The 17,337-nt window shown below is 60.9% G+C and carries 14 protein-coding genes and 1 pseudogene; 11 read left to right on the forward strand and 4 right to left on the reverse strand.

Annotated features, from left to right (window positions below; translation table 11 throughout):
* Nucleotides 1-204, reverse strand: a pseudogene (locus tag PMI03_RS15515) (amino acid ABC transporter ATP-binding protein); the annotation flags it as partial.
* Between the two features lie 104 nt (nucleotides 205-308).
* Nucleotides 309-1,136 (reverse strand): ABC transporter substrate-binding protein, encoded by an 828-nt coding sequence (locus tag PMI03_RS15520; protein ID WP_007694861.1) that lies wholly within the window; start codon nucleotides 1,134-1,136, stop codon nucleotides 309-311.
* A 188-nt stretch (nucleotides 1,137-1,324) separates the two neighbouring features.
* Here PMI03_RS15520 and PMI03_RS15525 point away from each other — a divergent pair, with 188 nt between their 5' ends.
* The gene (locus PMI03_RS15525) at nucleotides 1,325-2,404 is read left to right on the forward strand and encodes a LacI family DNA-binding transcriptional regulator (RefSeq protein WP_007694863.1); all 1,080 of its coding nucleotides are present in this window, start codon (nucleotides 1,325-1,327) and stop codon (nucleotides 2,402-2,404) included.
* 49 nt (nucleotides 2,405-2,453) lie between these two features.
* On the opposite strand, the gene PMI03_RS15530 is transcribed toward PMI03_RS15525, so the two are convergent.
* On the reverse strand, nucleotides 2,454-3,356 hold the full coding sequence (locus tag PMI03_RS15530) for a DMT family transporter (protein WP_007694865.1): 903 nt from the start codon (nucleotides 3,354-3,356) through the stop codon (nucleotides 2,454-2,456).
* A 114-nt stretch (nucleotides 3,357-3,470) separates the two neighbouring features.
* On the opposite strand from PMI03_RS15530, the gene PMI03_RS15535 reads away from it, so the two are divergent.
* Nucleotides 3,471-4,346, forward strand: coding sequence for a LysR substrate-binding domain-containing protein (locus PMI03_RS15535; RefSeq protein WP_007694867.1), 876 nt, complete (start codon nucleotides 3,471-3,473; stop codon nucleotides 4,344-4,346).
* Here PMI03_RS15535 and PMI03_RS15540 read toward each other — a convergent pair.
* Nucleotides 4,321-5,313 carry a GlxA family transcriptional regulator gene (locus PMI03_RS15540; RefSeq protein ID WP_007694869.1) on the reverse strand — a complete coding sequence of 331 codons (993 nt, stop codon included), beginning with the start codon at nucleotides 5,311-5,313 and terminating at the stop codon, nucleotides 4,321-4,323. The genes PMI03_RS15535 and PMI03_RS15540 overlap by 26 nt on opposite strands.
* Before the next feature lie 103 nt (nucleotides 5,314-5,416).
* On the opposite strand from PMI03_RS15540, the gene PMI03_RS15545 reads away from it, so the two are divergent.
* The 9 genes from PMI03_RS15545 (at nucleotide 5,417) to PMI03_RS15585 (ending at nucleotide 17,113) form a co-directional block, all read left to right on the forward strand.
* Nucleotides 5,417-6,319, forward strand: a complete 903-nt coding sequence (locus tag PMI03_RS15545; protein WP_007694872.1) for a 3-keto-5-aminohexanoate cleavage protein — start codon at nucleotides 5,417-5,419, stop codon at nucleotides 6,317-6,319.
* A 7-nt stretch (nucleotides 6,320-6,326) separates the two neighbouring features.
* Nucleotides 6,327-7,817 (forward strand): carnitine 3-dehydrogenase, encoded by a 1,491-nt coding sequence (locus tag PMI03_RS15550; RefSeq protein ID WP_007694877.1) that lies wholly within the window; start codon nucleotides 6,327-6,329, stop codon nucleotides 7,815-7,817.
* A 12-nt stretch (nucleotides 7,818-7,829) separates the two neighbouring features.
* Nucleotides 7,830-8,990 carry an acyl-CoA dehydrogenase family protein gene (locus PMI03_RS15555; protein WP_007694879.1) on the forward strand — a complete coding sequence of 387 codons (1,161 nt, stop codon included), beginning with the start codon at nucleotides 7,830-7,832 and terminating at the stop codon, nucleotides 8,988-8,990.
* A 4-nt stretch (nucleotides 8,991-8,994) separates the two neighbouring features.
* Nucleotides 8,995-11,052 carry an acetate--CoA ligase family protein gene (locus tag PMI03_RS15560; RefSeq protein WP_007694881.1) on the forward strand — a complete coding sequence of 686 codons (2,058 nt, stop codon included), beginning with the start codon at nucleotides 8,995-8,997 and terminating at the stop codon, nucleotides 11,050-11,052.
* A 6-nt stretch (nucleotides 11,053-11,058) separates the two neighbouring features.
* Nucleotides 11,059-11,841 carry a carnitinyl-CoA dehydratase gene (locus PMI03_RS15565; protein WP_007694883.1) on the forward strand — a complete coding sequence of 261 codons (783 nt, stop codon included), beginning with the start codon at nucleotides 11,059-11,061 and terminating at the stop codon, nucleotides 11,839-11,841.
* A 129-nt stretch (nucleotides 11,842-11,970) separates the two neighbouring features.
* Nucleotides 11,971-13,560, forward strand: coding sequence for an ABC transporter substrate-binding protein (locus PMI03_RS15570; protein ID WP_007694885.1), 1,590 nt, complete (start codon nucleotides 11,971-11,973; stop codon nucleotides 13,558-13,560).
* Nucleotides 13,561-13,657: 97 nt separating this feature from the next.
* A complete protein-coding gene (locus tag PMI03_RS15575) occupies nucleotides 13,658-14,665 on the forward strand; it encodes an ABC transporter permease (RefSeq protein WP_007694887.1) in 1,008 nt (335 codons plus the stop codon).
* Complete coding sequence (locus tag PMI03_RS15580; protein WP_007694889.1) at nucleotides 14,662-15,489, forward strand: ABC transporter permease; 828 nt, start codon at nucleotides 14,662-14,664, stop codon at nucleotides 15,487-15,489. Before PMI03_RS15575 ends, PMI03_RS15580 begins: the two co-directional genes overlap by 4 nt.
* Nucleotides 15,482-17,113 carry an ABC transporter ATP-binding protein gene (locus PMI03_RS15585; RefSeq protein ID WP_007694891.1) on the forward strand — a complete coding sequence of 544 codons (1,632 nt, stop codon included), beginning with the start codon at nucleotides 15,482-15,484 and terminating at the stop codon, nucleotides 17,111-17,113. The genes PMI03_RS15580 and PMI03_RS15585 overlap by 8 nt, the downstream gene beginning before the upstream one ends.
* Nucleotides 17,114-17,337: the final 224 nt, after the last annotated feature.

Below are 17,337 nucleotides of genomic sequence, written 5' to 3' on the forward strand. Positions count from 1 at the left end.
TGCACCACGGTTCAGCAGGCGCAGCCAGCGTGACTGCGAGATGCCCATGACGGCCAGCACCATCCCGATGATGACGCCGAGCACCGTCGAGGCGGCAGCCAGGATCAGCGTGTTCTTCAGGCCGACGGTGATCATGCTCGGCAGCACTTCCGCCATAGCATCCCAGTCCAGGAAGCTGCGGCGGAGATTTTCAAGCCAATCCATTCCATTCCCCATGAATTCTTGCGGGCCATACCGACGCATCCGTTCGGATAAACATCAGCAATGCCATGAAGGAGCCGCCCGGCAAGCGCGGGCGGCTCGAAGTTTCACTTCTTGGGTAGATATTGGTCCGGCATTGGCGAGCCCGGAAACCACTTCTCATAAAGCGTCTTCCAGGTGCCGTCCTGCATCGCCTCATGAAGCGCTTTGTTCAGCGCGGTGCGGAAGGCATCATTGCCCTTTCTGATCACGAAACCGGCCGGCGCATCGAAGGACGGGATATTGACCGCAATCTTCAGCGATGGATAACGCTCGCCATATTGCTTGGCCGCTTCGTAGTCGAGGAAATGAGCATCGATCGTGCCATTGTTGAGCGCTGCCACCGCCGAATTATTGTCGGGGAATTTTACGAGATCGGCTCCAGCAAAATTCTTGGTGGCGTAGATTTCCTGCAAGGTGCCCTGCACCACGCCGAGGCGCTTGCCCTTCAGCGTATCGGCATCCTTGATGCTCGCTTCCGGCGTCAGGACGGAGAGATAGCCGGCGAGATAACCGTCGGAAAAATCGACCGTCTTCTTGCGTGCCTCGGTCGTTCCGATTGCGGCGACCGCCACGTCGAAGCGCTCATTGGCGACGGACGGCATCAAGGCCGAGAATTCCTGACCGGTGAAGGTCACCTTGTCCTTCGCAAAACCCATGCGCGATACGACATTCAGGAAGAGTTCGATATCGAAGCCGGTGAATTGGCCGTCGGCGGTAGCAAAGGTGTAGGGCTTTGCATCGCCCATCGTGCCGACGCTGATGGTCTGCGGATCGATCAGATTATAGGGATTGTCGGCTGCGGATGCGGACCCGATGCCGGCTGCAAGAAGATAGGCCAGGACGCCAGCTCGCAAGGGAGCGATGGCGGCTGCGAATATGCCAGATTTGCTCATGTTCATTCTCCGCTCTGAAGGGTGCTCTTATCGGCATTTTTATGCGTGACCATCCGCTCCTTCGTCGCGTATCGCCGAAGGAAGGATTTGCACAAGAGACCGGTATCTCTTACAAAGAGACCGGTCTCAATGGATATTTGTTAACTTGAGATTGACCTTCCGTCAACAACTCTTGTAACCCTCGCCCTATGGAAAACCTTAGCCCTGTCAAACGTTCCGTCACCGTCGCCGACGTCGCAAAAGCGGCCAAGGTTTCGAAGGCCACGGCGGCCCGTGTTCTCGGCGGCTATGGCGTGGTCAGCGACAAGGTTCGCGCTCAAGTAATGGCTGCGGCAACAGAACTGGAATACCGACCGAACGAACTCGCACGCAGCATGACGACGGGGAAATCCGGCATCATCGGTGTCATCGTCGGCGATATCGAGAACGCTTTCTTCAGCCTCGCGGTCCGGGGCATCAGTGACGCTGCGCGCGTGGCGGGCTTCAACGTCATCATCGCCAATTCAGGCGAAGAACTCGATGCCGAGAAATCGGCGGTAGACCTGCTTATCGGCAAGCGCGTCGACGGCCTGATCGTCACGCCGGCCAGATGCGACCGGATGGAGCATCTGCAGGATATTCGCCGCGTCGGCGTGCCGCTCGTCCTCTTCGATAGAAGCATTCCGGAGCTTGGGGTCGACTCCGTGACCGGCGACGACCGCGACGCCGCCATGAACGCAACGCGCTATCTGCTCGAGGCAGGACATCGCCGCATCGCCTATATATCCGCCATGGACACCGGATGGGATCCGTTCACGGACAGCCGGCAGATATCCAACTCCGCAGTGCGCGAGCGCGTGGAGGGCTTCTTGAGCGCACAGATCGACGCCGGGTTGAAGGACCCGGAGCACTACGTCAGGCTTGGCGCCACGGATCAGCAGCGGACGGATGCAGTCGTGAAACGCTTGCTGGCGGAAGAAAATCCGTCGACGGCTTTGGTGGCGTCCGATAGCCTCGTCGGGCTCAGGGTATTCCGTTCTCTACAGTCCCTGAACCTTTCCATCCCCAGGGACATATCGATGATTTCCTTCCTCGATGCGGACTGGACCACGGTTACCGCTCCGCCGATCACCGTCGTCGATCAGCCGGTTTATGAGATGGGGAAGAAAGCCGCCGAAAGGCTCATTTCGCGGCTGAACGGCAAGGAGCAACCAGCGGAGCGCACGATCGTCGAGACCAGCCTGATCCGGCGCGGTTCGGTGGCGGCACCACGATCGACTGTGACGTGAGGCGAAAGCCTGCCATCTTCTCGGGAAAAGAACGGCCCCCTACGACGGTCTAGTTCTGGGCATGGCGGCCATGCCGAAGATCGACAGCGGTATGCCACACGATCGTCGCAAGGATGATCGCACCACCCATGAACGTTGCCATCGGCGGCCTCTCGGAAAAGAAGAGCCAGACCCAGAAGGGGGTAAGCACGATCTCCATCGAGCCGACGAGAGCCGCATCGGCCGCCGGCATTCGCCTTGACCCGAAAAGGAAAAGGACGAAGGCGAGCGCGAAATTCGTCGCTCCAAATGCGGCCAGCAGCAGCCAATTATAGGTGTCGAGCGAGACTGTCGAGGCGAAGGGCAGGAAGAGCACGAATGTCAGGAACCCGCTGACGACGCTGGACGGCAGGATCGGCACGCTACGGTCGATGCGTGGGATGACGATGATGAGAGCGAAGGTGACCGTCATGCCGAGTGCCAGGAGATCGCCGACGCCGGTGCCGCCCCCAATCGAGGAAGCGACGATAACCGCCACCCCGACGAGACAGACGCCGCCGGCAATCAACGTCCGCTTCGCCACCCGCTCCTTCAGCATCGTCCAGCTGAGAAAGGCGGCGATGAACGGCGCCGTTGCATAGATCATGGTCACGTTTGCGACCGTGGTCATGTAGAGCGCACCGATAAAGCAGGCCTGACTGATGGTCTGGCAGGCAATCATCGCCAATCCGGCGGGATGAAAGATCGAACTCCATTGGCGCCGCGAAAACCCGCCCTCAAGGAAGAAGCTCGGGATCAGCAAGAATATGCCGCCGAATAGCGATCGCCAGGCGATCGCCGTCCATATGTCGGTTGTCAGAAGCCGCGCATAGATACCGCTGCAGCTCCAGGCAAGCGTTGCCACGGCCACAAGAATGATACCCTTCTCATACTCGCTTGAGGAGAAGGTTCGGGCAGGAATCTGAATGGTCATCTATCGAATCTCGGAAATGCAGCACCTGAATTGGTGACCCTGTCTGCGCCGATATTTGACATCAGACAAACGAATAGTAGAGATAGTAGCCATCAGAAAAATTTGTGAGCCATCATGCGCGAACCCATCGAAAGCGATTTGCTCCGGACGTTTCTCGTCATCACCGAGACGTCGAATTTTTCCGCTGCCGCCCAGCGTATCGGCCGCACGCAATCGGCCGTCAGTGCGCAGATCAAGCGCCTTGAGGAAATCGTTGGTAAAGCACTGTTCGACAGAAGCGCGCGTGGCGTTGCACTGACCCGGGCCGGCAATCAGTTGCTTCCCTATGCACAACGTGTGATTGAACTGCTGACCGAGGCGGCAGCCACCATCCGCACCAAGCCACTGGACGGCCCGGTCCGGATCGGCATTCCGGAGGAATACAGCCAGACCATTCTGCCGGCGGCGCTTGCTGCCTTCGCTATTCGGCACCCCGCCGTCGAAGTCACCGTTACCTGCGACTATACTAAACACAATCTCGCCGCCCTGGAGAAAGACGAACTCGATCTGGCCGTCGTCTTCGACTGGAGCGATCAGACCACCGGCGAGGTGCTCTGCATCGACCCGACGGTCTGGGTCACATCGCTGGTGCACCGGCTGCATGAGGCGACGCCGCTGCCCATCGCGATCTATCGCGACTCGACGTGGTGCCGAGACTTTGCCTTGCGGTCTCTGGAGCAGCAGGGGCGGCGCTACCGCATCGCCTTCGTCGCCGATACAAGTTCCGGCCTGAAGAATGCCGTTTCCGCCGGCCTTGCCGTCACGACGCTCTCGCGAAGCAACATTCCGCATGGCTGCCGGGAACTGACCAGCGACGATGGATTTCCGCCGGTCGATTCCTCTCGCGTCGTGCTTCGCCGCAACCCCTATCATTCGAGCGAGGCGATCCGGGAGCTGGCGGAGATGGTGCGCGAAGCTTTCCAGCCTATGTCGGCGCTATTGCAGCCGTAGAGCGCCCGCGCAAGCGCCGCCGCGTACCCGACGGACTTTCCGAGAAACTGGCACGATAGCTGCGGGAAAAGGCCGAAGCCGAATTGAAGCCTGTCGCCGCGGCGATCTCCGCAAACGACTCCTTCGTCTCGATCACCTTTCGGCGCGCCGCGTTGAGCCGGAGCGCCAGGTAATGCACATGCGGCGGCGCGCCGAAGTCGTCCTGAAACAGAGCCTGGAGATGACGGGCGCTAACCCCGATGCGCCGCGCCAGACGCGTCAGGACCAGCGGCTGCTCGATATTATCCTCCATCAGCCGCACGGCCTGGGCGACGCGCGGATCGCGCAGACGCAAGCCCGCGGTCGATGGTGAAAGCTCCACGGCGCCATAGACGCTTGATGGCTCATAGATGAAAAGCCGGCTCACTTCGAGCGCCAGCGAATAGCCTTGCCGCCGCCTGATGATTTCCAGCATCAGGTCGATCGTCGGCATCGAGCCGGCCGTGGTGATGCGCTTGCCGTCGATGACGAAACGGTCCTTGACGGCGCGCACCTGCGGATAGGCCAGCGCGAAATCCTCCGAATCCTCCCAATGGACAGCCGCCGACACATTGTCGAGAAGGCTCGCCTCGGCCAGCAGCCAACTACCGGACTCAATGCCGGCGATCATCGAGCGATAACGTGCCGTCTGCGACAATTGCATCTTCAGCGCCTGCGTGGCGCTGTGCCGCCAATTGTAGCTCGCCAGCACAAAGAGCGGCGCAGTGTCGCTTGACGGCCGGAAGCTGCCCGATGCCGGTATCGGGATGAGGCTGGTCGTCTCGACCGGCGAACCGCCCAACGTAAACAGCCGCCAGCGATAGAGTTCGCTGCCGGAGATGCGGTTAGCACCGCGCAAGGGTTCGATCACCGAGGCGATCAGGATCAGGTTCGTTTCCGGCAGGATCAGCAGGTCGATGTCGAGCGGCGTATCGGATGGCGTGAACATGGGCATTTCTCGTGTTTCTGATAATGTATCGTTTGCTTCTGAAAATGCAAAGCATGAAGCCATCGCTTGCAGCGTAATGCCCTCAATACGAGGGAGAATAAAAATGCCTCTTGCGATGAACCGCGATGTCTTCATCACCTGCGCCGTCACCGGTTCCGGCGACACCGTTTCGAAATCCAGCCACGTTCCGATCACTCCCAAGCAGATCGCGGAATCCGCGATCGATGCCGCCAAAGCCGGCGCCGCCGTCGTCCATTGCCATGTCCGCGATCCCGAGACAGGTGCGGCCAGCCGCCGCAACGATCTCTACAGGGAAGTAACCGACCGCATCCGTTCGGCCGATGTCGATGTGGTGCTCAACCTGACCGCCGGCATGGGCGGCGATCTGATCTTCGGGGATGTAGAAAGCCCCCTGCCGTTGAACGCCAGGGGCACCGACATGGCTGGCGCAACGGAGCGCGTCAGCCATGTCGCCGAATGCCTGCCGGAAATCTGCACGCTCGATTGCGGCACGATGAACTTTAGTCTCGGCGACTATGTGATGACCAACACGCCCTCGATGCTGCGGGCCATGGCGAAGAAAATGACCGATCTCGGTGTCCGCCCCGAAATCGAAGCCTTCGATACCGGTCATCTCTGGTTTGCCAAACAGCTTGCCGAGGAGGGTCTTATTGAGGATCCGGTCCTCATCCAGCTCTGCATGGGCATCCCCTGGGGGGCGCCCGATGACCTCAACACCTTTATGGCGATGGTCAATAACGTTCCATCGAGCTGGACCTTCTCGGCCTTTTCCATCGGTCGCAATGCCATGGCCTATCCGGCCGCTGCCGTCCTTGCCGGTGGCAATGTCCGCGTTGGCCTTGAAGACAATCTTTATGCCGGAAAGGGCCTACTTGCGACCAATGCCCAGCTCGTCGAAAAGGCTGTGCAGGTCATCGAAGGCATGGGCGCGCGCATCATCGGCCCTGAAGATGTCCGCAAGAAACTGAAACTGACGAAGCGCTGAGGCCGAAATGACCAAGATCAACAAGGCAGCCTGTATCGGCGGCGGCGTCATCGGCGGCGGATGGATCGCCCGCTTTCTTTTGGCCGGCATCGATGTCGATGTCTTCGACCCGCATCCCGAAGCGACACGCATCGTCGGGGAAGTGCTGGCGAATGCCGAAAAGGCCTATGCGATGCTGACCGGCGCGCCGCTTCCCGCCCGCGGCAAGCTCACCTTCCGCGAGACGCTGGAAGAAGCCGTCGCCGGCGCAGACTGGATCCAGGAGAGCGTTCCCGAGCGGCTTGACCTCAAGCGCAAGGTGCTGACGCAGATCGACACGGCGGCAAGGCCCGACGCGCTGATCGGCTCCTCCACCTCCGGCCTCTTGCCGACCGATCTACAGCGCGACATGCGTCATCCCGAACGCCTCTTCGTGGCCCATCCCTATAATCCGGTCTATCTGCTGCCGCTGGTCGAAATCGTCGGCGGAGAGAAGACATCGAAGGAAACAATCCAGGCGGCCATGGACCGGCTGCCGCCGATCGGCATGAAGGGCGTCCATATCGCCAAGGAGATCGAAGCTTTCGTCGGCGATCGTCTGCTGGAAGCCCTGTGGCGCGAGGCGCTATGGCTGATCAAGGACGACATCTGCACCGTCGAAACGCTGGATGACGTCATCCGCTATTCCTTCGGCCTGCGCTGGGCGCAAATGGGCCTCTTCCAGACCTACCGTATCGCCGGCGGCGAAGCGGGTATGCGGCACTTCCTTGCGCAGTTCGGCCCGGCACTGCAATGGAACTGGACGAAGCTGATGGATGTCGTCGACCTCGACGACGCGCTGGTCGAAAAGATCGGCCAGCAGTCAGACGAGCAGGCCGCCGGCCTGTCGATCCGTGAACTGGAGCGTATTCGCGATGAAAATCTCGTTGGCATCCTCCAGACATTGAAGGGCAGCCATGGCGGCAAGGGCTGGGGCGCCGGCAAGCTCCTCAAGGATTTCGAGCAAAATCTTTGGGCAACCGGCGGGGGCGAAAGAAAACTCTACGACCTCGCAAGACCGCTGCGTCTCATCGAAACCAAGGTCAGCCCCGCCTGGGTCGACTACAACGGCCACATGACTGAGCATCGCTATCTGCAGGTGTTCGGCGATACCTCCGATGCGCTGCTGCGCCTCATCGGCGTCGACTTTGACTATGTCGAGCGTGGCCACAGCTACTACACGGTCGAAACCCATATCCGTCACATCGGCGAAGCCAAGCTCGGCCAGGCAATCCATTCGACCTGCCAGCTCCTGTCCGCCGATGAGAAGCGGCTGCATCTGTTCCACACGGTCCACGACACGGCGACGGGCGACGTTGTTGCCACCGCCGAACACATGCTGCTGCATGTCGATGCCAAGGCAGGCAAAGCCGCTCCCGCGCCGGAGGAGGTGCTGAGCAAAATAAGGCTGATCGCCGAGGCGCATGCGAAACTGCCCCTGCCGGACGGTATTGGGCGCCATGTCGGACAAAAGCGCTAGGAGGAAGCGAAAATGAATTTCGGGCTCAACGAAGAACAGGAAATGATCGTCAAGACAGTCCGTGACTTCGTCGAGACGGAAATCTATCCGCATGAGAACGAGGTTGATCGCACCGGCATCGTGCCGCCGGAGCTCGGAGAGGAAATCCGGCGCAAATGCATCGATCTCGGCTTCTATGCCTGCAATTTTCCCGAAGAGGTCGGCGGCGCAGGGCTCGACCACACTACCTTTACCCTCGTCGAGCGCGAACTCGGCCGCGGTTCGATGGCGCTGACCGTCTTCTTCGGCCGCCCCTCCGGAATTCTGATGGCCTGCGAAGGCGAGCAGCGCGAGAAATATCTGCTGCCGGCCGTGCGCGGCGAAAAGGTCGACGCGCTGGCCATTACCGAGCCCGATGCCGGCTCGGACATGCGCGGCATGAAATGCGCCGCGCGGCAGGATGGTGGCGACTTCATTCTCAACGGCACCAAGCATTTCATCTCGCACGCCGATGTCGCCGATTTCGTTATCGTCTTTGCTGCCACCGGCGAGGAAGAAACACCGAAGGGCATCAAGAAGAAGATCACGGCTTTTCTGGTCGATCGCGGCACGCCGGGCTTCGAGATCCTCAAAGGTTATGAATCGCTATCCCATCGCGGCTACCACAACTCCGTTCTGAATTTCACGGATTGCCGCCTTCCCAAATCCCAAGTGCTCGGCGACGTGCATCGCGGCTTCGATATCGCCAATGAATGGTTGTACGGCACGCGCCTGACGGTCGCGGCCACCTGCGTCGGACGGGCTCGTCGTGTCTTCGATCTGGCTCTGCCCTATGCGGCGGAGCGCAAGCAGTTCGGCCGGCCGATCGGCGCCAATCAGGGCGTATCATTCAAGCTTGCCGACATGATCACCGAGATCGACGCCGCCGACCTGTTGACGTTGTCTGCCGCCTGGCGGCTCGACGCGGGCCTTTCCGCCAATCGCGAGGTTGCCTCGGCCAAACTTTATGCCTCGGAAATGCTGGCCCGCGTCACCGACGAAGCGATCCAGATCTTCGGCGGCATGGGACTGATGGACGATCTGCCGCTTGCCCGCTTCTGGCGCGATGCGCGCGTCGAGCGCATCTGGGACGGAACCTCGGAAATCCAGCGGCATATCATCAGCCGCGATCTGCTGCGGCCATTCGGAGCCTGACCGGATGACACAACGCTCGCTCGACCGCCTGATCAGACCGCAAACAATCGCCGTCTTCGGCGGCCGCGAGGCGCGCCGGGTCATCGAACAATGTGACCGGATGGGATTTTCCGGCGACATCTGGCCGGTGCACCCGACGCTGGAAAGCGTGCTCGGCCGCCGTTGCTATCGATCGGTGGAAGAACTGCCGTCAGCCCCGGATGCCGCCTTCGTCGGCGTCAACCGGCTGCTGACCGTCGATATCGTCCGCGCGCTTTCCGCCAGAGGCGCCGGTGGTGCCGTCTGCTATGCCTCAGGCTTCAGCGAAGCAGTTGCCGAACTGGCTGATGGTATCAAGCTGCAGGAAGCCTTGGTCAACGCGGCCGGCGACATGCCGATCGTCGGGCCGAACTGCTATGGCGTGATCAACGGGCTGGACGGCGCCCTGCTCTGGCCCGACCAGCATGGAATGGTACGTGTGGAAAGCGGCGTCGCCATTCTCACGCAATCCTCCAACATCGCCATCAATCTCAGCATGCAACAGCGCGGCCTGCCGCTCGCCTATCTGATGACGGCCGGCAATCAGGCACAGATCGGACTATCGGATTTGGCTCTCGCCGTCCTCGAGGACCCGCGCGTCACGGCGATCGGCCTGCACATCGAAGGCTTCGGCAGCGTCCAGGCCCTGCAAAAACTTGCCACGCGCGCCCGTGAATTGCGCAAGCCCGTTGTCGCGCTGAAAGTCGGCAAGTCCGAACAGGCACAGCGCGCCGCCGTTTCCCATACGGCCTCGCTTGCCGGCAGCGACGCCGTCGCCGATGCGGTTCTCGCCCGTCTCGGCATCGGCCGCGTCGCTACGCTGCCGGAAATGATCGAAACGCTGAAGCTACTGCATGTCACCGGCCCACTGACAAGCAATGCGATCTCGTCCATGAGCTGCTCCGGCGGCGAGGCTTCGCTGATGGCCGATGCCGCCACCGGCCGGGCCGTGGATTTCCGCGCCCTGAAGCCGGAGCAACTGCCCGCCTTGCGGCGCAGCCTCGGCGAGATGGTCACCCTCTCGAATCCGCTCGACTATCACACCTTCGTCTGGGGCGATCTCGATCGTCAGACGGAAGCCTTCACCGCCATGTTCGAAGGCGGCTACGCGCTCAATCTCATTGTCCTCGATTTCCCGCGGAACGATCGCTGCGATGGCGCGGACTGGATGACGACGGTTGCCGCCATCTCTGCGGCCGCGAAACAGACTGGTGCCCGCGCCGGGGTTCTCGCGACACTACCGGAAAACATGCCCGAAACCGTTGCCTTGCAGCTGATCGAAGACGGCATCGTGCCCCTTTGCGGCATCAGCGAAACCATTGCAGCGGCCGAAATTGCGAGCCGGATCGAGGCGGCATGGCGCGCTCCGCCACCGCTGCCACTGCTCGATGCTGCCTTGGCCGGAGGCGAGATCGAAACCTTGAACGAGGCGGTCGCCAAGGCGGAGCTAGCCGCCTTTGGACTTACCGTTCCCGTCGGAGCGACAGCAGCCAGTCCGGGTGAGGCCGCAGAACAGGCAGAACGCCTCGGCTTTCCCGTCGCCCTGAAAGCGTTGGGCGTCGAACATAAGTCGGAGGCCGGCGCTGTCGTTCTCAACCTTAGGGATATGGAGGCTGTACGAAACGCTGCTCACGGAATGGCGCATGTCGCCTCCGGTTACCTGATCGAGCGGATGATTGAACGTCCCGTCGTCGAGCTGATCGTCGGAGCCGTGCGTGACCCCGCCCTCGGACTGGCTTTGACGGTCGGTGCGGGGGGAATCCTGGTTGAATTGCTTGAAGATTCCGTCATTTTGGCTCTTCCAGTGACGAGAATGGACGTTCTGGAGGCCATTTCACGACTGAAAGTCAGAAAACTGATCGAAGGGTATCGCGGCGGCGCGAGAGGCAACCTCGATTTAGTTGTCGATGCCGTCGTATCAACGGCAGAATATGTCGTAAAACACGCCGCGCGGCTCGAAGAACTAGACATTAATCCGTTGATGGTTTTGCCAGGCAATCGTGGCGTCGTTGCCGCAGACGCCCTCATCCGGCGAAGGAGGTAGCGGAAGTTGCACAGCCCCATTCGTGTTCGACGCGACAACGGTATTCTGGAGGTCATTATCGACCGGCCGAAGGCGAACGCCATCGACCTTGCGACCAGCCGTGAGATGGGCGTAATCTTCCGCGACTTTCGCGACGACCCCGAACTGCGCGTGGCGATCATATCCGGTGCGGGCGAAAAATTCTTTTCGGCCGGTTGGGATTTGAAGGCCGCTGCTGCCGGCGATGCGGTCGATGGTGACTATGGCGTCGGCGGTTTCGGCGGCCTGCAGGAACTTCGCGATCTCAACAAGCCGGTGATCTGCGCCGTCAATGGCATCTGTTGCGGCGGCGGTCTGGAGATCGCCCTTTCCACCGACCTGATCATCGCCGTCGAACACGCAACCTTCGCCCTTCCGGAAATCCGCTCGGGAACGGTCGCGGATGCCGCATCAATCAAATTGCCGAAGCGCATCCCCTATCACATTGCAATGGACATGCTCCTGACCGGCCGCTGGCTCGATGTCGTCGAGGCGCATCGCTGGGGCTTCGTCAACGAGATCGTCGCTGCGGACAAGTTGATGGATCGGGCATGGGAGCTCGCCCGCCTTTTAGAAAGCGGCCCGCCGCTCGTCTACGCCGCCATCAAGGAAATCGTCCGCGAAGCCGAGGGAACGACCTTTCAAACTGCCATGAACAAAATCACCAAAAGGCAGTTTGCGACCGTCGATGCCCTCTATTCGAGCGAGGACCAGTTGGAAGGCGCAAGGGCTTTCGCGGAAAAGCGAGCCCCAATCTGGAAAGGAAAATGAGAAAACGGTAGCAACCGTGTGATTTTCCTGCATGATCGCGGGCAACCAAGCTTCAAGCGGAAGAGGAAACCGCTTCTCGAAGCCCAGCCCGAGAATTCTATCAACACATCAAAAAGAAGGAACTGGGGAATGAGCGATTATACGAAACACCTCGCAAGCCGCGTGACCTCGGGTGGGCTCAGCCGCCGCGAATTCATGGGACGCGCCATGGCAGCCGGCATGACATTGGCCCTTGCCGACGCGCTTTTCACCGAAAGCGCGATGGCGGCAGAGCCGAAGCATGGCGGCCATCTGAAACTCGGCCTTGAAGGCGGTGCCGCCACCGACAGCAAGGATCCGGCAAAATTCCTGTCGCAGTTCATGTTCTGTATCGGCCGTTGCTGGGGCGACATGCTGGTCGAATCCGACCCGCTCACCGGCGCCGCCGTGCCGTCGCTTGCCGAATCCTGGGAGCCATCGAAGGACGCCGTCACCTGGACCTTCAAGATCCGCAAGGGCGTGAAATTCCACAATGGCAAGGACCTGACGATCGACGACGTCGTCGCTACCCTGAAGCGCCATACCGACAGCAAGTCGGAATCGGGCGCCCTCGGCGTCATGAAGTCGATCAAGGAAATCAAGGCCGATGGCGACAACCTCGTCCTGACGCTGACCGAAGGCAACGCCGACATGCCGTTGCTCCTGACTGACTATCATCTCGTCATCCAGCCGAACGGCGGCAACGACGACCCCTTCGCCTCGATCGGCACCGGCCCCTACAAGCTCGTCACCTTTGAGGCCGGCGTGCGCGCCACACTGGAGAAGAACAAGGACGACTGGCGCAAGGATCGCGGCTATGTCGACTCTATCGAAATCATTGGCATGAACGATGCGACGGCACGTATCGCCGCGCTGTCGTCGGGCCAGGTGCATTACATCAACCGCGTCGACCCGAAGACCGTCGACCTGCTGAAGCGCGCGCCGAATGTCGAAATCCTGGCGACCGCCGGCCGCGGGCATTACGTGTTCATCATGCATTGCAACACGGCACCGTTCGACAATAACGACCTCCGCCTGGCGCTGAAATACGCCATGGACCGCGAAACCATGGTCAAGAAGATCCTCGGCGGCTACGGCAAGGTCGGCAACGACTTCCCGATCAACAGCACCTATGCCCTCTTCCCGGAAGGCATCGAGCAGCGCGCTTACGATCCCGACAAGGCTTCCTTCCACTACAAGAAGTCCGGCCACAGCGGCTCCGTCCTGCTGCGCACTTCCGAAGTCGCCTTCCCCGGCGCTGTCGACGCCGCCGTCCTCTACCAGGAAAGTTGCAAGAAGGCGGGCATCAACATCGAGGTCAAGCGCGAGCCGGGTGACGGCTACTGGACCAACGTCTGGAACGTCCAGCCCTTCTCCACCTCCTATTGGGGCGGCCGTCCGACACAGGACCAGATGTATTCCACCGCCTATATCTCGACGGCCGACTGGAACGACACACGCTTCCTGCGCCCGGACTTCGACAAGCTTCTGCTTCAGGCTCGTTCGGAACTGGACGAGACCAAGCGCAAGGAGCTCTATCGCGCCATGGCGATGATGGTGCGCGATGAAGGCGGCGTTATCCTGCCGATGTTCAACGACTTCGTGAACGCCTCCACCAAGCAGGTGAAGGGCTACGTCCACGATATCGGCAACGATATGTCGAACGGCTACGTCGCGACCCGCGTCTGGCTGGACGCCTGATGCTCGAAGCTGGGCGGAAACGCCCTCATCTCTAACGGAACCGGGATCGCGGAACCCCTCCGCGGTCCTCCTGACGTTTCTGCGCGAGGCACCCATCATGTCCAATCCACCACCCAGCACGGTGCTGCCCGGCTTGAGGTTCAAACAGCGTTTCCCGCTATTGTCCCTTATCGTCGAGCGCTGCGTGCTCAGCCTCGTCCTGCTTTTTGCCGTCTCGATCCTGATCTTCGGCGGCCTTGAAGCTTTGCCGGGCGATTTCGCGACGACCTATCTCGGCCAGTCGGCGACGCCACAGGCGGTCGCCAACATCCGCGCCGATCTCGGTCTCAACCGGCCGATCACGACACGCTATGTCGAATGGCTCGGCAACGCCGTTCATGGCGATTTTGGCACCTCCTGGGCCAGCAAAAATTCCGTCAGCGAGCAGATCGGCAAGCGTCTCGGCAATTCGCTCTTCCTGGCCGCCTTCGCGGCGTTGATTTCCGTGCCGCTCGCCGTTGGGCTCGGCATGCTGGCCGTGCATTTCCGAAATCGATTGCCCGACAAGATCATCAACGTGATCTCGCTGGCGGCGATTTCGTTGCCGGAGTTCTTCATCGGCTATCTGCTCATTCTGTTTTTCGGTGTGAAATTCGGAATCGCGACCTTTCCCGCGACCGTCTATGACGGCATGGATTTCCTCGATCGGCTGAAGGCCATCGCATTGCCGACGGCGACGCTAGTCCTCGTCGTTCTCGCCCACATGATGCGTATGACGCGGGCCGCGATCCTCTCGGTGATGTCGTCAGCCTATATGGAAACGGCGGAACTGAAGGGTCTCAGCGCCTTCCGTTCGATCGTCAAGCATGCCGCCCCCAATGCGCTGGCGCCGATCATCAACGTCGTCGCACTGAACCTTGCCTATCTCATCGTCGGCGTCGTCGTGGTCGAGGTGGTCTTCGTCTATCCCGGCATGGGCCAGTACATGGTCGATGCAGTCACCGTTCGCGACATGCCGGTGGTTCAGGCCTGCGGGCTGATCTTCGCCGCCGTCTACATCCTGCTCAACATGATCGCCGATATCCTGGCGATCGTTGCCAACCCACGACTGAGGCATCCGCGATGAGATTGAGAGACATCCCCATCACCGCCTGGGTCGGCATGGCAGGCATCCTGCTCGCCTTCATCTGTGCCATCTTCGCTCCCTGGATCGCGCCTTATGGCGAGACAGAAGTCGTCGGCAATGTCTGGCAGGTGGCCGACGCGCAGTATTTCTTCGGCCTCGACAATCTCGGTCGCGACATCCTCTCGCGGCTGATCTATGGCGCCCGCACAACGCTGTTCGTAGCGCTCGCCGCAACGATCATCTCGTTCTCGCTCGGCATTATCCTCAGCTTCACCGCCGCTGTTTCGCGCGGATTGATCGACGCGGTCTTCTCGCGGTTCAACGATCTGATGATGTCGATCCCGACGCTGATCTTCGCGCTCGTGGTGCTGGCGGTGCTGCCGCAGAACCTGATCGTGCTCATCCTGGTCATGGCGATCCTCGATTCCACCCGCGTCTATCGCCTCGGCCGCGCCGTGGCGCTGGATGTGGCGGTGATGGAATTCGTCGAAGCTGCCAAGCTGCGCGGCGAAGGCAAGATCTGGATCATCTTCCGCGAGATCCTGCCGAACACGCTTTCGCCCTTGCTGGCGGAATTCGGCCTGCGCTTTGCCTTTTCGATCCTCTTCCTGTCGACGCTCTCCTTCCTCGGGCTCGGCATCCAGCCGCCGTCGGCCGACTGGGGCGGCATGGTCAAAGATAACAAGGACGGCATCATCTTCGGCATTTCCGCCGCTCTCGTGCCGGGCTCCGCGATTGCGGCGCTGGCAGTCTGTGTCAATCTGGTGGTCGACTGGCTCTTGAAGCGCACCTCCAGCCTCAAGGGAGGGCGTGGCGATGCCTGAGCTACTTTCCGTTCGCGATCTCAAGATCGAAGCAACCAGCTACCCACCCGGCGAGCCGCCGAAGCGCGTTACCATCGTCGACCGCGTCTCCTTCGACCTGAAAAAGGGTAAGGTGCTCGGCCTGATCGGCGAGTCCGGCGCCGGCAAATCCACCATCGGCCTTTCGGCACTCGCCTATGGCCGTGGCGGCGCCGAGATCACCGGCGGCCAAGTACTGCTCGACGGCGTTGATATTCTCCCCTTGGGGAAATCGGGCATCCGCAAGATCCGCGGCGCCCGCGTCTGCTACGTCGCGCAGTCGGCTGCGGCTGCCTTCAACCCCGCCCACAAGCTCGGCGAACAGGTGATCGAAGCCTCCGTCAAGCATGGACTGATGACGAAGGACGAAGCGAAGAAGCGCGCACTCTACCTGTTCCAAGTGCTTGGCCTGCCCAATCCGGAGACCTTCGGCGACCGTTTCCCGCATCAGGTCTCAGGCGGCCAGCTTCAGCGCGCCATGACGGCGATGGCGCTCTGTTCCAACCCGGAGCTGATCGTCTTCGACGAGCCGACGACAGCGCTCGACGTGACGACGCAGATCGATGTGCTGGCAGCGATCAAGCATGCCATAGAGGAAACGCATACGGCGGCGCTCTACATCACCCACGACCTTGCCGTCGTCGCGCAGATCTCCGACGACATCATGGTGCTGCGCTATGGCAAGACGGTCGAATACGGCACTGTCCAGCAGATCATCGAGGCACCGCGGGAAGACTATACCCGCGCGCTTGTCAATGTCCGCCAGACGGCGCGCGAAGAGGCGAAGGATCAGTCCGACACGCTTCTGAAGGTCGAAAATATCAGTGCGCAATACTCGAATGGTTTCAAGGTGTTGCACGACGTTTCTCTCCATGTGCCGAAAGGCCAAACACTGGCGATCGTCGGAGAATCCGGTTCCGGCAAGTCGACGCTTGCCCGCGTCATCACCGGCTTGCTGCCGCCCAGCGACGGCGGAATTTCCTTCGCTGGCAAGCCGCTGACGCCTGCGCTGAAAAACCGTGCGCGTGACGAGCTGCGGCGTATCCAGCTGATCTACCAGATGGCCGATACCGCCATGAACCCGCGCCAGACCGTGCGCGATATCATCGGCCGTCCCCTCTCCTTTTATTATGGCCTGCGCGGCGCGGCGAAGACGGCGCGGGTGAAGGAGCTGCTCGAGCAGATCGAGATGAGCAACGGCTTCATCGACCGTTATCCGGCCGAGCTTTCGGGCGGCCAGAAGCAGCGTGTCGCCATCGCCCGGGCGCTTGCCGCCAAGCCGGAGCTCATCCTCTGCGACGAGCCCACCTCGGCGCTCGATCCGCTCGTCGCCGAAGGCATCCTGAAGCTGCTTATGCGGCTGCAGGCGGAGGCCCAGCTCTCCTATATCTTCATCACCCATGACATTGCCATCGTCCGTGCCATCGCAGACAGCGTCGCGGTCATGCATCGCGGCAAGCTCGTGCGCTTCGGGCCAAAATCGAAGGTGCTGTCCCCGCCTTTCGATGACTACACGGATCTGCTTTTGAAATCGGTCCCGGAAATGGAGATCGGCTGGCTGGAGCGCGTGCTGACGACGCGGAAGATGGAGAGCGCCGGAAATTGATGGCTCGGCATCTCAAGGCTCGGTGGTTCAGTATCTGCTCGCTTTCATGCCGATAGAAGACTCAGCGCATCAGGCGTGCGCTGATTTCATTCGGAGCTCAAATGCTGGTCCGGATCGAGGGCCTCGTTTCGATAATCGGTGTCGTCAATACTCTGTCGGCACCGCATATACTTCGGCGGATGGGTCCGCGAGGAACGAGCGTACCGTCGGCGGCAGCTGCCGTG

It is taken from the genome of Rhizobium sp. AP16 (assembly GCF_000281735.1).
Classification (GTDB): domain Bacteria; phylum Pseudomonadota; class Alphaproteobacteria; order Rhizobiales; family Rhizobiaceae; genus Rhizobium; species Rhizobium rhizogenes.

Coding starts and splice junctions, on each gene's coding strand:
- PMI03_RS15570 (WP_007694885.1), top strand. CDS start 11,971: ATGAGCGATTATACGAAACACCTCGCAAGCCGCGTGACCTCGGGTGGG.
- PMI03_RS15540 (WP_007694869.1), bottom strand. CDS start 5,313: ATGTTCACGCCATCCGATACGCCGCTCGACATCGACCTGCTGATCCTG.
- PMI03_RS15545 (WP_007694872.1), top strand. CDS start 5,417: ATGCCTCTTGCGATGAACCGCGATGTCTTCATCACCTGCGCCGTCACC.
- PMI03_RS15550 (WP_007694877.1), top strand. CDS start 6,327: ATGACCAAGATCAACAAGGCAGCCTGTATCGGCGGCGGCGTCATCGGC.
- PMI03_RS15560 (WP_007694881.1), top strand. CDS start 8,995: ATGACACAACGCTCGCTCGACCGCCTGATCAGACCGCAAACAATCGCC.
- PMI03_RS15525 (WP_007694863.1), top strand. CDS start 1,325: ATGGAAAACCTTAGCCCTGTCAAACGTTCCGTCACCGTCGCCGACGTC.
- PMI03_RS15535 (WP_007694867.1), top strand. CDS start 3,471: ATGCGCGAACCCATCGAAAGCGATTTGCTCCGGACGTTTCTCGTCATC.
- PMI03_RS15520 (WP_007694861.1), bottom strand. CDS start 1,136: ATGAGCAAATCTGGCATATTCGCAGCCGCCATCGCTCCCTTGCGAGCT.
- PMI03_RS15530 (WP_007694865.1), bottom strand. CDS start 3,356: ATGACCATTCAGATTCCTGCCCGAACCTTCTCCTCAAGCGAGTATGAG.
- PMI03_RS15575 (WP_007694887.1), top strand. CDS start 13,658: ATGTCCAATCCACCACCCAGCACGGTGCTGCCCGGCTTGAGGTTCAAA.
- PMI03_RS15555 (WP_007694879.1), top strand. CDS start 7,830: ATGAATTTCGGGCTCAACGAAGAACAGGAAATGATCGTCAAGACAGTC.
- PMI03_RS15580 (WP_007694889.1), top strand. CDS start 14,662: ATGAGATTGAGAGACATCCCCATCACCGCCTGGGTCGGCATGGCAGGC.
- PMI03_RS15585 (WP_007694891.1), top strand. CDS start 15,482: ATGCCTGAGCTACTTTCCGTTCGCGATCTCAAGATCGAAGCAACCAGC.